The 14,713-nt window shown below is 53.1% G+C and carries 10 protein-coding genes; 5 read left to right on the forward strand and 5 right to left on the reverse strand.

Features of this window, described 5'->3' with window-relative positions; genetic code table 11:
* Positions 1–99: 99 nt before the first annotated feature.
* The 3 genes from bcsA to ED901_RS21780 are packed head-to-tail and all read right to left on the reverse strand — an operon-like array spanning position 100 to position 3,805.
* Positions 100–2,199, reverse strand: coding sequence for a UDP-forming cellulose synthase catalytic subunit (bcsA, locus tag ED901_RS21770; protein ID WP_056775720.1), 2,100 nt, complete (start codon positions 2,197–2,199; stop codon positions 100–102).
* A 29-nt stretch (positions 2,200–2,228) separates the two neighbouring features.
* Positions 2,229–3,032, reverse strand: coding sequence for a cellulose biosynthesis protein BcsQ (bcsQ, locus tag ED901_RS21775; RefSeq protein ID WP_056775717.1), 804 nt, complete (start codon positions 3,030–3,032; stop codon positions 2,229–2,231).
* On the reverse strand, positions 3,023–3,805 hold the full coding sequence (locus ED901_RS21780) for a cellulose biosynthesis protein BcsO (protein ID WP_122097213.1): 783 nt from the start codon (positions 3,803–3,805) through the stop codon (positions 3,023–3,025). Before ED901_RS21780 ends, bcsQ begins: the two co-directional genes overlap by 10 nt.
* A gap of 581 nt (positions 3,806–4,386) precedes the next feature.
* Between ED901_RS21780 and hmsP the strand changes: the two genes are divergently transcribed.
* The 3 genes from hmsP (at position 4,387) to ED901_RS21795 (ending at position 9,719) form a co-directional block, all read left to right on the forward strand.
* The gene (gene hmsP, locus ED901_RS21785) at positions 4,387–6,369 is read left to right on the forward strand and encodes a biofilm formation regulator HmsP (RefSeq protein WP_122097214.1); all 1,983 of its coding nucleotides are present in this window, start codon (positions 4,387–4,389) and stop codon (positions 6,367–6,369) included.
* A 224-nt stretch (positions 6,370–6,593) separates the two neighbouring features.
* Complete coding sequence (locus tag ED901_RS21790) at positions 6,594–7,886, forward strand: dicarboxylate/amino acid:cation symporter (protein ID WP_122097215.1); 1,293 nt, start codon at positions 6,594–6,596, stop codon at positions 7,884–7,886.
* A 327-nt stretch (positions 7,887–8,213) separates the two neighbouring features.
* Positions 8,214–9,719, forward strand: a complete 1,506-nt coding sequence (locus ED901_RS21795; protein ID WP_122097216.1) for a pitrilysin family protein — start codon at positions 8,214–8,216, stop codon at positions 9,717–9,719.
* Positions 9,720–9,953: 234 nt separating this feature from the next.
* Here ED901_RS21795 and ED901_RS21800 read toward each other — a convergent pair whose 3' ends face one another.
* A complete protein-coding gene (locus tag ED901_RS21800; RefSeq protein ID WP_122097217.1) occupies positions 9,954–10,892 on the reverse strand; it encodes a sugar kinase in 939 nt (312 codons plus the stop codon).
* Between the two features lie 204 nt (positions 10,893–11,096).
* Entirely contained in the window at positions 11,097–11,333 is a 237-nt protein-coding gene (locus ED901_RS21805) for a 4-oxalocrotonate tautomerase family protein (RefSeq protein ID WP_305775608.1), read from the reverse strand.
* 252 nt (positions 11,334–11,585) lie between these two features.
* On the opposite strand from ED901_RS21805, the gene pdeH reads away from it, so the two are divergent.
* Positions 11,586–12,362, forward strand: coding sequence for a cyclic-guanylate-specific phosphodiesterase (gene pdeH, locus ED901_RS21810; RefSeq protein WP_122097218.1), 777 nt, complete (start codon positions 11,586–11,588; stop codon positions 12,360–12,362).
* A 212-nt stretch (positions 12,363–12,574) separates the two neighbouring features.
* A complete protein-coding gene (locus ED901_RS21815) occupies positions 12,575–14,629 on the forward strand; it encodes an AsmA family protein (RefSeq protein WP_056775698.1) in 2,055 nt (684 codons plus the stop codon).
* Positions 14,630–14,713 lie beyond the last annotated feature (84 nt).

The raw sequence follows: 14,713 nt of genomic DNA on the forward strand, positions 1-14,713 counted from the left end.
TGCTGAAGGTCAGCAGCAGGCCGGTGGTGATTTTTCTGAAAAGGGACGTGCCAGGCACCGCAGACAAACGGCGTTTACTCATTGGTTTACGAGGTCGGTTCATGCTGCTTCACTCTTGCTGGTGGTTTCAGCGGGTGTATTTTTGCCGCGGCGTTCTTTCCAGGTGTTGTAGAACAATTCAAATACGCAGCGGATGATGCTGAGCAGCGATTTGAACGGGTTGTCTGGCGGGTATTCTTCACCAATCCAGGCATCCGCACGGCAGAGAACCACACGCACCAGTTCGCGGCGTTTAGACAGCGGCAGGTTTTCAAATTGCAGACGAATCCGCTCTTTGTTGCCGCTGATCTGCGTGACCGGGAAACTCTCCGCGCCAGATGAAAGCTGAATTTCTACTTCTTCAATTTCTTCTTCCAGATAACGCACATCCGGCGTCACCAGTTGCACGCCACCCATCGACATATCAATGGTGGTGGTGCGCAGAGAAATGCCATTGGCGTAATGAATGATGGCCGGGATCGCCACATCAATACGGATGGTTTTACGCACCTGACGGGTTTCTTTCGCGACGGCAATCGCCGCCAGCAGGATCAGGACGCTGAAACTGCCCCATGCCACGTTCAGCGCGATAACGTTCGGATCGATGGCAAAGTAGTTGTGGAACACCGCGCGCACCAGCCCGTAACCGATGCCGATAATCATCAGAATGGCGACAATCAGGTGAGGTTTGACGATGTTGAAGTCAAAGAAGCCGACGTCCAGTAAACCGCCTTTGTCGGTGACGTTAAACTTGCCGCGTTTTGGCGCGAACATGGTCACCAGCGTTGGCAGGATCAGGTGGAACGCCATCACGGTTTCGTAAATTTCACCCCAGAAGGTATAGCGGAAACGGCCATTCATGCGGGAGTTGATGTACAGCGACATCACCAGATGCGGCAGCGCATAAGCAAAAATCAGGCTGGCGGACGAGGAGATGATGTTCAGGTTGAACAGCAGGAACGCCAGCGGCGCGGTCAGGAACACCACGCGCGGCAGGCCAAACTGGAAGTGCAGCATGGCGTTCAGGTAGCACAGACGCTGCTGCCATTTCAGACCACGGCCAAACAACGGGTTATCGACGCGGAAAATCTGCGTCATACCGCGCGCCCAGCGGGTACGCTGAATAACGTGCAGGCCGAGGCGTTCTGTTGCCAGACCCGCTGCCAGCGGGATATCCAGAAACGCGGTGTTCCAGCCACGACGCTGCATTTTCAACGCCGAGTGCGCATCTTCGGTGACGGTTTCTACCGCAAAGCCGCCGACTTCTTCCAGCGCCACGCGGCGGATCACGGCACAGGAACCGCAGAAGAACGTCGCGTTCCAGTTATCGTTACCTTGCTGAACCGGGCCGTAGAACAGCGCACCTTCGTTTGGCATGGTGCGGCCAGCGGACAGGTTACGTTCGAACGGATCCGGTGAATAGAAGTAGTGCGGCGTCTGGATCAGGGCCAGACGCGGGTCTTTCAGGAAGCTGCCGACGGTGGCCTGTAAAAAGGCGCGGGTCGCGACGTGGTCGCAATCGAATACGCAAATCAGCTCGCCCTTGGTGAGTTTCATTGCGTGATTCAGGTTACCGGCTTTTGCATGGGCGTTATTGTCGCGGGTGATATATCCCACGCCCGCATCGGCAGAGAACACCGCAAATTCGTCGCGCTTGCCGTCATCGAGTACGTATATTTTGATTTTGTCTTTTGGATAATCGATGCACTGCGCCGCCAGAACGGTATCACGCACCACGTCCAGACTTTCGTTATACGAGGGAATATACACATCTACCGTTGGCCACAATGTGGTGTCATCCGGCAAAGGTTCGATGGTGCGTTTCAGCGGCCAGGTGGTTTGCAGATAACCCAGTAACAGAATAAGCCAGACATACAGCTCGGCGAGGAATAAGCCGATGCCTAAAATAGCTTCAATGGTGGAATTGAAATGCAGAGTTTCTGTGGCGCGCCAGTAAATATATCGCGTGGACATCATGACTGACATGATGACCATGACCACACTTATCCGGCGGCTTTTACTGATGCCCAGTAAAAATAAAAGACCAATACTGATCAGCCCGAAGATGTACTGCTTCTGGCTGTCCATTGGCGTGATGACGATAACTGCTGCCACCGGCAGCAGCAGAAGCACAAGCAGGGAAAACAGGAATTTATTCATCGCTTTGGGATCGCTGTTATCAGTGACAGTTAATAACTGCCGGTTTTAGGCGCGGCGTGTAATTCACCATCACCGACTTTAATCCCTAAAATGGCGGCGACTTTTTTGCTGATCAGTTCAATATCAAACGCGGACGCTGATACCGGACTGAAATCAATAATAGATCGCTGAGAGGCATTCGCCTCCGGCACACATTCATCCCTGTGTATTGTGCCTAATAATCTTTCATTTAAACGCTGTTCGAAAAATTGCGTGACATCGCGACTTAACGTCCGGCGGGTGTCACTTTGGTTCACAACGTAATATTCCCCTTTCTTATTATTCAGCGGGGTGCCTATTAATTTGTTCTTTTCCATTAATGGCAGTAAAGACAATGACGCCGTATCCGCCAGCATGACCACAACATGTAAATCAGCAATGCTCTGCACGGCTTTTAATGCCGGGCTCGGGCCGGGAGGGAAATCCGCAATAATAATTAACCCCGGATAATTCAGGACGGTATTTAATCCGCGCGGTAAAAAATGCGGATCGCTGGCTAACTGATGTTCAAACTCCAGCCGCTGATCTTCGCTCACTTCGCCATAGGGCAGCACAAACGTGTTCGACCCGGCTTTGAGAATAAACTGGCTCCAGTCGGATTCATTGCCTGACCCGGCGACAAAACCGCGGGTATCGGAAATAGGCACACCAAAATGGAGGCGCAGGGCATTCTGCACATCAAAATCGATGACCAGTACTTTGCTGCCGCTGCGGGCAAGCGAATAGGCCAGGTTGGAGGCCACCGTGGTTTTTCCAACCCCACCTTTCGGTGAACAAACGCAAACTAACGGCATGAGGCAATCATCTCTAACAAAGGTTGAAGCGGTGTGTCGCGATGCAGATAAGCGCCGGCAGGCTGAGGCGCCCGCTGTTTAAACATCTGTTTAAAACGCTGATCGGTATCGGCAGACGCCGCAGATGCGGGCACCACGTGCGCGGGTGCCGGGCTCTGTAATGGGGTTGAACGGATCATGGGTGCAGGCTGATACACCGGCGCTGCGGGCGCGGGCGCTGCGCTGGCCGGTGGCGCGGGTGGCTGACGCGGCGCTTGCGGCATGGCTTTGCGCAGGGAGTCGAGCAAACCTGAACCGTTGTCCGGTATCACAGACTGCGCGTGCAGGGCCGGAGTCGAATGAACCGGAGGAGAATGCGGAGCCTGTGCTGGCGCGGGTGCCGGATGTTCAGGCACGGGCGGCAGAGTTTCACGCAGGGCATCGAGCAAACCAAAGCCCGCCGCCGGAGGATGGACTTCTGAAGACATGGGGCCGGCGTGTTCGGGCGCAGCGGAATCAGTCTGCGGCTGCGAATGCTGGGCATGCAGCGCTTCCTGCGCCGACTGTGGCGAGAATTCATCAGCAGAAATGGACTGTGGCGTGGGCTGCGTCGAGCGCCCGTTATCTAAGGGGCCACCCGGCGTCTGGCTGGCAGAAACCTGCTTGATCAAGGTCCATTGATTCATCGAACCGGTAATTGATTCTCCGGTCGATTTATCATTTAGCTCTTTGTAATCAAGCTGTTTAAGGTTGGTCTTATCCATAAAACGCTTAATGTCGTCATATTTGTTCATATATCCCGCCCGGTAGGATTATATTTTTGTGGGAATTATCTGGACGTCAAAGCGGCCAAGCAAGAAACGCTGTCAACCAAGCGAGAACTGCTAATAAAGAGTGTAAAAGGTTTAGTTTTTTTGAAGTTTTTTTTGAGGATAAGATTAATCTTAATATATCAGTTCTTGTACAGCATGGAGCACTTTTTACAAAAATTAGGAATAGCACCATAAAAAACAATACCCTTATAACTGGCTGTCACAAAAGGTTTTTTGTTTTTTTTATCTGATTTTTTATCTTATGTGAGAGTAAACGGTTGCATTTTGTGTGATGTGCAGCACAGAGATTGCATCAGGGACATTAAACTCAGAATTTTAATAACACCACTAATCATCGGGTTAATGCAGAGTGTCGGTTTTTCGTCAGTAAAATAACATAAAGTATTTCTGTGATAATTTCAGAGGTGCAAACACATTGTTTTTTATAGCCTAACGGCCCTGTTTTGCCTCGAAATAACACGATATAAGGTATACTGCGCTCTAATAGTGTTCCTGATAAGTAGAACGGAGCAAAACAGGTCGGCGGTTGATGGAGAACTAAGTTGCGGGTCAGGCGTTCATTAACAATCAAGCAGATGGCAGCCGTGTCGAGTGTGGCTGCGATAACTATTTGTATTTTCATCATTATCCAGTTGTTCCACTTTGTGCAACAACGGAGGGATGATTACGCCCAGCAGCTTGAAAATATCGCCCATTCTGTCCGCGAACCGCTGTCCCAGGCGGTGCTGGACGTCGATCTGGATGAAACGCAGGAGATCCTGAACACGCTGCAACCCGTCGGTATTCTCAGCCGTGCGGATGTGGTGATGCCCAATGAAATCGCAGCGCTGCACACCCATTTTCCGCCAGGCCGCCCGGTGCCGCAGTGGGTGTCCCGTGGATTCAATCTGCCTGTCACGATTTCCGTTCCTCTTTATTCCGCCGCGGCCAGCCCGAAAGACCCGAAACCCCTGGCGTACCTGGTCGTGCAGGCTGACTCCTACCGCATGTACCAGTTTATCGTCAGCGCGCTGTCCACCATGCTGACGACGTATCTGCTGCTGGCGCTGATCCTGACCATTTCCCTCAGCTGGATCATTAACCGGCTGATTGTCAAACCGGTACGCACTATCGCCCGCGAGCTGGAATCCCTGCCGGAAGGCGATGTGCCGTATCATCAGCTGACCATGCCTGCGCTTCATGAAGATGATGAAATCGGCATGCTGGTGCGCAGTTACAACCGTAATCAGCAGCACATGCAAAAATTGCAGCAAGAGATCAGCGATTCGCAGCCTCCCGCACAAGACTGCATCAGTAATGAAGAGCAGTTTATGTCGCGGCTGCAACACCGGTTGCATTCCACCGAGCCGGAAAAAGGGTTTCATCTGTTAATGATAGGTATCGAAAGCCTGCGTGATGACGGCCACGTCGATTGCCCGCTGGTGAGATCCATCATTGATGCACTGCCCGAGCACTGCTTACTGGCGCGCCTGAGCTATAACGAATTTGCTTTGCTGGCCGGCGACATTGTCCGGCCATTTATGGCGATGCGTCTCGCCCGTCATATTATGGAACGCATCAATGCACCGCAGGAAAGCGATGCAGGCAATATGTCTCTGCATCCGACGGGCAGTATCGGCATCGTTCAATATACCGGCGAGTTCCCGGCCACGGCGCAGCAGTTGATGGTCAATGCGCGGGCGGCACGGGTGTCGGCTTATCAGCAGGGTAAGAATCAAATTCTGTTCTTTGAGCCGGAGTTAACGGCAAAGATTCAGAAACGTTTGTTGCAGGAAAACGACATTCTGCACGCCATGGAGCAGAACGATTTCACGCTGTTTATCCAGCCGCAGGTGAATATGCGCACCCGCGGGGTGGTCGGTGCTGAAGCGCTGCTGCGCCGGAAAATGGCCGACGGCAGTTACGGGCTGGAAAGCGATTTCATTGTGCTTGCCGAAGAAATCGGCGTGATGAGCATGCTGGGCTATAAAATTCTTGAACTGGGCTGCGGCATTCTCGCTGACTGGCAACGGCGGGGGATTAATTTGCCCCTGTCAGTGAATCTCTCCGGCGTTCAGGTGCAGCAACGCAATTTCCTGCCGGAACTGCGCAGTTTACTGAGCCGCTACAAAATCAATCCGGGACAACTGGTGCTGGAAATCACCGAGACTGCGCGTATCGACGACCTCGATCGCGCACTGCTGCTACTGGGCGAATTGCGCGCCGTAGGGGTGTCGATTGAACTGGATGATTTCGGCCTCGGCTATTCAGGCCTCGAATATCTTAACCGCCTGCGTTCGCTGCCTATTGATGTCATTAAAATCGACCGCAGCTTTGTCGGCGCTCTGCCGCAGGACGATGTGATGGTCAACATTGTGGCCTCGATCGCCCGCGCGATGAACATCCAGCTGGTGGCTGAAGGTGTCGAGAATGAAGCGCAACGCCAGTGGTTACTTGAGCAAAACATTCTGTTAGGTCAGGGGTATTTATTCTCCGCGCCACTGTCGAAAGACGCCTTCGAACTGAAATTCTGCCAGCCTGACTGACCCTTCTGAAGGCAGGAAACCCGTTCCTGTCTGTCATTTTATCTGCTTTTTTTACTTACTCTCCGTCGGCTGAATGCTTTCAGCTCTGGTTTTTCATGACCCGTCTTTTCCGGAGGAAACAATATATTTCCATGATGTTGTGATGGTGTTATTTTTCGGCAGTCGCTCATTATCTGTACCCCTACAAAACAAAGGGCGACACTCTCACATCAGGATGGCGATTCATGAAAAAATCTATCTTCAAAAGCCTGTATTTCCAGGTGCTTATGGCAATAACCCTGGGTGTCATGCTGGGTCATTTCTACCCTGACCTCGGCGCTCAAATGAAACCATTAGGTGATGGTTTTGTTAAGTTAATCAAGATGATCATCGCTCCGGTGATTTTCTGTACGGTGGTTACCGGCATCGCAGGCATGGAGAGCATGAAAGCGGTTGGCCGTACCGGTGCGATTGCACTGCTGTATTTCGAAATTGTCAGCACTCTGGCGCTGATTATCGGGCTGGTCATCGTGAATATCGTCCAGCCGGGCGCGGGGATGAACGTCGATCCTGCGGCTCTGGATGCCAAAGCGGTGGCGGTCTATGCCGAACAGGCACAAAGTCAGGGCATCATTCCTTTCCTGCTTGATGTGATCCCTTCCAGCGTGATTGGTGCGTTTGCCAGCGGGAATATCCTGCAGGTGCTGTTGTTTGCCGTGCTGTTTGGTTTTGCGCTGCACCGTCTGGGCCATAAAGGACAGCTGATTTTCAACGTGATCGACAGCTTCTCGCAGGTCATCTTCGGCATCATCAACATGATCATGCGCCTGGCTCCGCTGGGGGCTTTCGGTGCGATGGCGTTCACCATCGGTAAATACGGCGTGGGTTCTCTGGTGCAACTCGGCCAGTTGATCATCTGTTTCTACCTGACCTGCGTCTTGTTCGTGGTGGTGGTGCTCGGGCTAATCGCACGCTTCACCGGCTTTAGCATCTTCAAGTTTGTTAACTACATTAAAGAAGAGTTGCTGATCGTTCTGGGTACCTCATCTTCCGAGTCTGCGCTGCCGCGTATGCTGGATAAGATGGAGCGTCTGGGATGCAAGAAATCGGTGGTCGGGCTGGTGATCCCAACGGGGTATTCTTTCAACCTTGACGGCACCTCGATTTACCTGACCATGGCGGCGGTTTTCATCGCGCAGGCCACCAATACACATATGGATATCTGGCATCAGATTACCCTGATTGTGGTGCTGCTGTTGTCCTCCAAAGGCGCGGCGGGCGTGACCGGCAGTGGTTTCATCGTTCTGGCGGCAACCCTGTCGGCAGTCGGACATTTACCGGTTGCAGGTCTGGCGCTGATTTTAGGCATTGACCGCTTTATGTCGGAGGCGCGTGCGCTCACCAACCTGGTGGGTAATGGCGTGGCGACGATTGTGGTTGCGAAGTGGTGCGGACAGCTCGATGAAGGCCAGCTGAAAGCCACATTGAACGGTCAGAAGTGCCTGACGGAAGCGGAAAAGTCAGTTTCCGGTGTCTGATTGTTTCTGAATAATGGTGGATATGTGGGCATAAAACCCGCGTAAGCTTCCAAAAAAAGCATTTATTCGGCGTCATCTCCCCTAATATCCACCGGTTGCTTGATGTAACCGGTGGATTATCTTCATAATATGCCCCTCTTGTGCCGTCACCGGCGCTATTTCCGAGAATATTTTTGACGGATGCGCGACTTTGAGAAAAACCCGCGGTCTAACGAAGAGCTTTATTTTTTCGGGCTTTATTTTACGCATTCAGTTCCTGTGGGCCCGTCATCAGACACCGGCAGGACAGCACTCTGAAAATTGGATTGTCATTACGTAGGGGTTCACATGCAGGGCACCAAAATCCGTTTACTCATTGGTGGATTGCTGCTGGCAGCAGCCGCAAGTCATGTGCAGGCAGAAACATTACAACCCGACCCGGCCTGGCAGCAGGGCAAGTTAGACAACGGGTTCACCTGGCAGCTTCTGACTACACCACAACGTCCGAGCGATCGTATTGAATTACGCCTGGTGGTTCGCACCGGGTCACTGGCAGAGTCAGCACAACAGTCTGGCTACACGCATTTCCTTCCTCGTCTGGCATTAATGCATAGCGAAGGATTCAGCACGGCCCAACTCCAGTCTCTCTGGCAGCAGAGCATTAACCCGCAACGGCCATTGCCGCCGGCGGTCAGCTCGTACGATTTCACCATGTACAATCTGAGTCTTCCCAATAACCGCCCGGACCTGCTGAAAGACGCATTGAACTGGCTGGCGAACACTGCAGGGAAAGTCTCCGTGACACCCGAACTGGTGAGCGCCGCGCGTCAGGAGTCACGGGATCCGGTGGGGTCGCTGCCGCAAAATACCCAGGACGCCTTCTGGCGCGCCCGCATTACCGGCTCCACTCTGGTCGGGCATAATCCGGATCAGCTGCCGACCAAACCCATCAATATAGACTCCCTCATCAAGTTTTATCATCAGTGGTACACGCCAGATGTGATGACATTATTCGTTGTCGGTAACGTGGATGGCCGCGGGCTCAGCGAACAAATTAACCGGACCTTCTCACCGCTCAAAGGCAGCCGCCAGACGCCGCAAACGTTGCCGACGCTGTCTGAAGTGACCATGAAATCCATGACATTGATGGACGACAATCTGACGCAAGATCGTTTGTCATTAATGTGGGACAGCGCGTGGCAGCCGATTCAGGACTCTCAGGCACTGGCGTCTTACTGGCGCAGTGATTTGGCGCGTGAAGCCTTGTTCTGGCATTTACAGGAAGCGCTGAAATCCTCTTTCGAGAATAAGAAAGACGCAGCCACACCGGGGCCGGGCTTAGGCTTTGACTGTAACGTGCAGTTCCAACGTGCGCAGTGCGCCATTCGTATTGAAGCACCGCAGGCCAAACTTGCGGAGTTGTTTAAACGTCTTTCCGATGAGTTGCTGGTTGTGCGTGATAAAGGCATCTCACAATCTGAATTCGATGCGCTGATTGCCCAGAAAAAAGATCAGCTGAGCAAGCTGTTCGCCACCTATGCCCGCACGGATACCGACGTACTGATGAGTCAGCGCCTGCGTTCACAGCAAAACGGGGTCGTAGACATCGCGCCGGAGCAATATCAGCAATTGCGTCAGGAATTCCTCTCAACGCTGACCTTACCGGTAATGAATCAGGAGCTTAAACAGCAACTGTCGCGTGAGCCGGCATTAGTCCTGGCACAGCCGAAAGGTGAACCGGAGGTCAATGCCGGGGAACTGAGGGCGATTTATGACAAGATTATGGCGCCAGCAGAAGCCAGCCCGGCGGGAGAGGCTGCCGTCACTGAGACACCGGTAGCCGCGGCGCAATAAGGGTTGACCCTTATTAATCTTTTTAAACATGATCGAGAATATTTAGGTTTCGCGTGCGGTGATGGTTTAACGCCCCGCGCCGAAACCCACCAAAGGAGGGAAGTGCTTTCCCTCCTTTGGATCCCTCCTCGCTTTATCGGTTCTGGCGCGACATGTTAAGTGAGCACAGCACTTAAAAAACCGACACTTTCACAGTCTTGCCGCCCGGTCCTCACTGCAGGTGAAAAACTGCCCTTATGCCCACTCAGGCATAAACTCCATCGGAATGATCGCCCCGCGATGCTGAATCACGGTGCTTGCTGTTTCATGCCCGCGTACAGCGGCTTCCACTGCGCTTCCGCCGGTCAGGCGCACGGCCAGGTAGCCTGCGCTGAAGGAGTCACCGGCTGCCGTAGTATCCACCACTTTCTCTTTCGGTAATTTCACGGCGGGCACATCGTGCAACTCGCCTTCCGCGCTGGACACGATGCAGCTGTCTGCACCGCGTTTCACCACCACTTCGCTGACGCCCAGTGCGTGCGTGCGGGCAATAACGTCTTCATAAGGTTTTTCACCCCACAACATGTCTTCATCATCGAGCGTCAGGAAGGCGATATCGGTGCAGGAAAGCATGGCGTTGTAGGCGGACTGCGTCTGTTCTTTGCTGGCCCACAGACGCGGACGGTAGTTGTTGTCGAAAATGACCTTACCGCCGCGTGCACGGCAGGCTTTCAGCAGGGTCATCAGGCGGTCGCGGCTTGGGTCATTGAGGATCGCCAGGCTGATGCCGCTCAGATAGAGATAATCGAATTTCGCCAGTGCCTGACAAATCTCTTCAGACTGCGGGCTGTCCAGCCAGTAACGCGCTGCGGCGTCGTTGCGCCAGTAGTAGAAAGTGCGCTCGCCGGTGTCATCCGTCTCAATCACGTACAGGCCAGGCAGTTTGTTTTCCAGACGCTGGGTCAGATCGGTATGAACCCCTTCCTGTTGCCATGCCTGCAGCATCTCATTACTGAAACTGTCATTGCCGAGTGCCGTCACGTAATGCACGTTCAGCGCATCAGGAGACACCTGGCGGGCGATATACACAGACGTATTCAGCGTATCGCCACCAAAACCACGATGAAGGGCATCGCCTTTTTGTGACAATTCGATCATGCATTCGCCGATAACGGCAATGTTTTTACGAGTCATTTTACCTGGCCTATGTCTGAAGCATTAAAACGAAAGAGAAGAAAAGTCCGTCATTATTGCGCTCTAGTCTCTTCATAAGAATGCGGTCAGTCAATTAAATTAAAACGAGGTTTTATTTTTTACGAGGAAGATCGAAAAAAGGGATGCAAGCGATATGAAAGTGGAAGCCACGGGGCTTCCATCTGATGTCAGGGTAAAGACGTGTTATTTAGCTTCGTTACGCAGTTCGGTCACCGGACGCCCTCCCAGCCCCCAGTTATCCGTATCGATTTCATCGATGATCACCGTCGTTGTCGCCGGATTTTTCCCCAGCGTATCGACCAGCAACTGCGTTACGCCTGCGATCAGCGCTTTTTTCTGTTCGGCGGTCGCGCCATCGCGGGTGATTTTGATGTTTACGTAAGGCATTTTTTCTCTCCGTCTCGGGAAGGTGGGGTTAATGACGTGTTAAACGACCTCCAATGTAGAGCCTGCACAAAAGAACTTCCAGCGCGCAATGAGGGATTTACAGGCAAGAAGAGGAAGGGAAATACGGAGTGATTAAAGTTTCTGCGCGCTGCGCCGATAGATATCTCTACAAAAGAAAGCCAGGAAATCGAACTACCTTGTCGGCACGTCATACATCGTAGTCGCGGAAGACATGTTGCCGCATGTCCCTGATTATCTGACTCTTATTCATGACGGCAGAAAAATATGATAACTAAGATGATGTTAGGGCTGATTACGCCTTCTTTTACCGCGCTTGAGCGCGTAAAAGCACAGTCATACTGGCGTCAATGTCAGAGAGTGTACCGTTTTCAGCCCATTTACCGTACAACTGGAAAATTACTGGGTATTGAATTGCTGACCGGTGTTTTCCACCCGGCCGAGCCGCAGAAATTTATTTCGCCTGAGCATTACTTCGTCGCGATCGCCGTAGGCAAACGCCTGCAAATCGTGCAGGAGCAGCTCGATCTTTTGCAGCGCTGGCAGCGCTTGTTCATTGATAACGGCCTGCTGGCGTCCATTAACGTCGATGGTCAGGTGCTGGAGATGCTGCAATCGGAGTCCTCTTTGCGCGCGCAAATCAGTGCGATGCCGTACGTCCGGTTTGAGCTGGTCGAAAGTGCTGAAAATGCGCTGAGTATTCCGCTGTCGCAAATCGAACAGTCCGATCGCCTGTGGCTGGATGATTTTGGTCAGGGCATCGCAAACTTCTCGTCTTTCACGACCTGGCATTACGAGTACATTAAAATCGCCCGCGACCTGTTTATTCTGCTGTGCCAGAGCGAAGAGGGCTCGCGACTCTTCTATACGCTGGTGACGCTGATGAACCGCTACAGCAAGGGCGTGATTATTGAAGGTGTGGAAACTGCCGCTGAATGGGCGATGGTGCGCCAGTCTGATGCGCTGGCGGCGCAGGGGTACTACCTGGCGCGTCCGGCCACTTTCGACGGGCTGGATAATCTGCCAATACATTTCGAAGAATAATGAATCACACCAAACTTTGTACAGGCAAGTCTCAAAATGCCGGACGGGTTGCAGTGGTGTGATACATTGTTATTTCCTTGATTTTATTTGATTTATGCCTTTCTCTTCCTTCCGCACTTCTCCGTTTCTTCTGCACCGTTTCAGGCAAGCTGAGGCGAATTCAACTATGTTTAAACTCTGGAATTCGTTAACTGTCTGAAAGGAACCCGTTTATGACGCGCACAGGTAAGGTGATCTCGTGGATTGCCGGTGTGATTATTATTCTGCTGATCGCCATCGTTATTTTCATCGCGATGTTTGACTGGAATCGCCTCAAACCTACGATCAATCAAAAAGTCAGCGCTGAGCTGAACCGTACGTTCGCGATCCGTGGCGATTTGGGTGTGGACTGGTCACGCCAGAAAGACGAGGCGGGCTGGCGTGCGTGGGTTCCGTGGCCGCACATCCATGCCGAAGACATTGTGCTGGGGAATCCCGCAGATGTGCAGGGCGGTGAGAAAGATGCGCAGATGGTGAAACTTGCCCGCGTAGATGCCAGCATCGCGCCGCTGGCGTTACTGCATAAAGAAGTGCTGATCCCGAGGATTTGGCTGAAACAGCCGGATGCCTCGCTGCTGCGTTTAGCCAACGGCAAAAATAACTGGACGTTCAATCTTGCCAACAGTGATCAGAAAGACCCGGCACAGCCACCGTCAGCCTGGTCGTTTACCCTCAACGACATCGTCTTTGATCGCGGGCAGATTGATTACAAAGATGCCGTGATGAAAGCCGATTTCCGCGCAGTGATTGATCCGCTGGGCAAACCATTGCCGTTCACCGAAGTTACCGGCGATAAAAAAGACGCACCGAAAAGCAAAACGCCGCCGTTCGTGTTTGGCTGGAAAGTGGACGGCAAATACAACGGTGAATCGCTCTCCGGCAGCGGCAAAATCGGCGGGATGCTGGCGCTGAAAGACGCGGATGCGTTGTTCCCGTTACAGGCAGACGTCCGCTCCGGGAATACCCGCGTGGCCGTCGCCGGGACACTGCAGGATCCGATGAACCTCGGCGGTCTGGATTTACGCCTGAAGTTCTCCGGCCAGACGCTGTCTGATTTGTATGGCCTGACCGGCGTGCTCTTGCCACAAACGCCGCCGTATTCCACTGATGGTCATTTATCGGCGACGTTGCACGATAAAAACGGCGCAATTTATCGTTATCAAAACTTTAACGGTGAAATTGGCGACAGCGACATCCACGGTTCCCTGACTTATCAGGCGAGTAAGCCGCGTCCGAAACTGACCGGCGAAGTGGTGTCTAAACAGCTGCGCTTTGCCGATCTGGCACCGCTTATCGGGGCCGATTCCAATAAAGAGAAAGCGAAACGCGGTGAGACGACGCGTCAGCCTTCTGACAAAGTGCTGCCGGTCGAGAAGTTCGATACCAAATCCTGGGGCGCGATGGATGCTGACGTGAAGTTCAGCGCAAAACGCATTGAACATGGCGAATCTCTGCCACTCAGCGATTTGAGTACCCATCTGAAACTTAACAACAGCGTTATCCTGCTCGACCCTCTGCGCTTCGGTGTGGCGGGCGGTAACCTCAATTCCACCATCAGGCTGGAAGGGGATAAATCGCCGATGCGGGCGCGTGCGGATCTGCATGCCCGCCATCTGAAACTGAAACAGCTGCTGCCAAAAATGGAATCCATGGAACGCAGTCTGGGGGATCTGAACGGTGATGCAACGCTCACCGGTACCGGTAATTCCGTCGCCGCGCTGCTGGGCACCAGCAACGGTGATATGAAAATCCTGATAAACGACGGCGTAGTCAGCCGCAGCCTGATGGAACTGGCGGGGCTGAACGTGGGGAATTATCTGGTCGGAAAACTGTTCGGCGATGACGAAGTGGCAATTAACTGCGCTGCGGCCAACGTCAACATCAAAAACGGGCTGGTAACGCCACGTCTGTTCGTGTTCGACACTGAGAATGCGGTGATCACCATCACCGGCAGCACCAATATGGCAACCGAGCGTCTGGATCTGACCATCGACCCGGAAAGTAAGGGCCTGCGCGTGCTGACCTTGCGTTCACCGCTGTACGTGCGCGGGACCTATAAAAATCCGGATGCGGGTGTCAAACCGGGGCCGCTGATTGCCCGTGGCGCCGCCGCCGTCGCTCTCGGGGCCGTCGTTGCCCCGGCGGCTGCCCTGCTGGCGCTGATTTCCCCAAGCGACAGCGCAGAAAACCAGTGCGGCCCGATATTGCAGCAAATGAAAGAGAAGTGATGTTAATAAAGGGGCGATATCAGCAACCCTGGCGCAGCCTGTTCCGCTGCTGCCAGGTTGCCAACGCAGGTTGCCGGAAATTAT

The sequence above is a fragment of the Rahnella sp. Larv3_ips genome, from assembly GCF_003697865.1.
GTDB lineage: Bacteria > Pseudomonadota > Gammaproteobacteria > Enterobacterales > Enterobacteriaceae > Rahnella > Rahnella rivi.

Coding starts and splice junctions, on each gene's coding strand:
- bcsA (WP_056775720.1), bottom strand. CDS start 2,199: ATGAATAAATTCCTGTTTTCCCTGCTTGTGCTTCTGCTGCTGCCGGTG.
- bcsQ (WP_056775717.1), bottom strand. CDS start 3,032: ATGCCGTTAGTTTGCGTTTGTTCACCGAAAGGTGGGGTTGGAAAAACC.
- ED901_RS21780 (WP_122097213.1), bottom strand. CDS start 3,805: ATGAACAAATATGACGACATTAAGCGTTTTATGGATAAGACCAACCTT.
- ED901_RS21790 (WP_122097215.1), top strand. CDS start 6,594: ATGAAAAAATCTATCTTCAAAAGCCTGTATTTCCAGGTGCTTATGGCA.
- ED901_RS21795 (WP_122097216.1), top strand. CDS start 8,214: ATGCAGGGCACCAAAATCCGTTTACTCATTGGTGGATTGCTGCTGGCA.
- ED901_RS21800 (WP_122097217.1), bottom strand. CDS start 10,892: ATGACTCGTAAAAACATTGCCGTTATCGGCGAATGCATGATCGAATTG.
- pdeH (WP_122097218.1), top strand. CDS start 11,586: ATGATAACTAAGATGATGTTAGGGCTGATTACGCCTTCTTTTACCGCG.
- ED901_RS21815 (WP_056775698.1), top strand. CDS start 12,575: ATGACGCGCACAGGTAAGGTGATCTCGTGGATTGCCGGTGTGATTATT.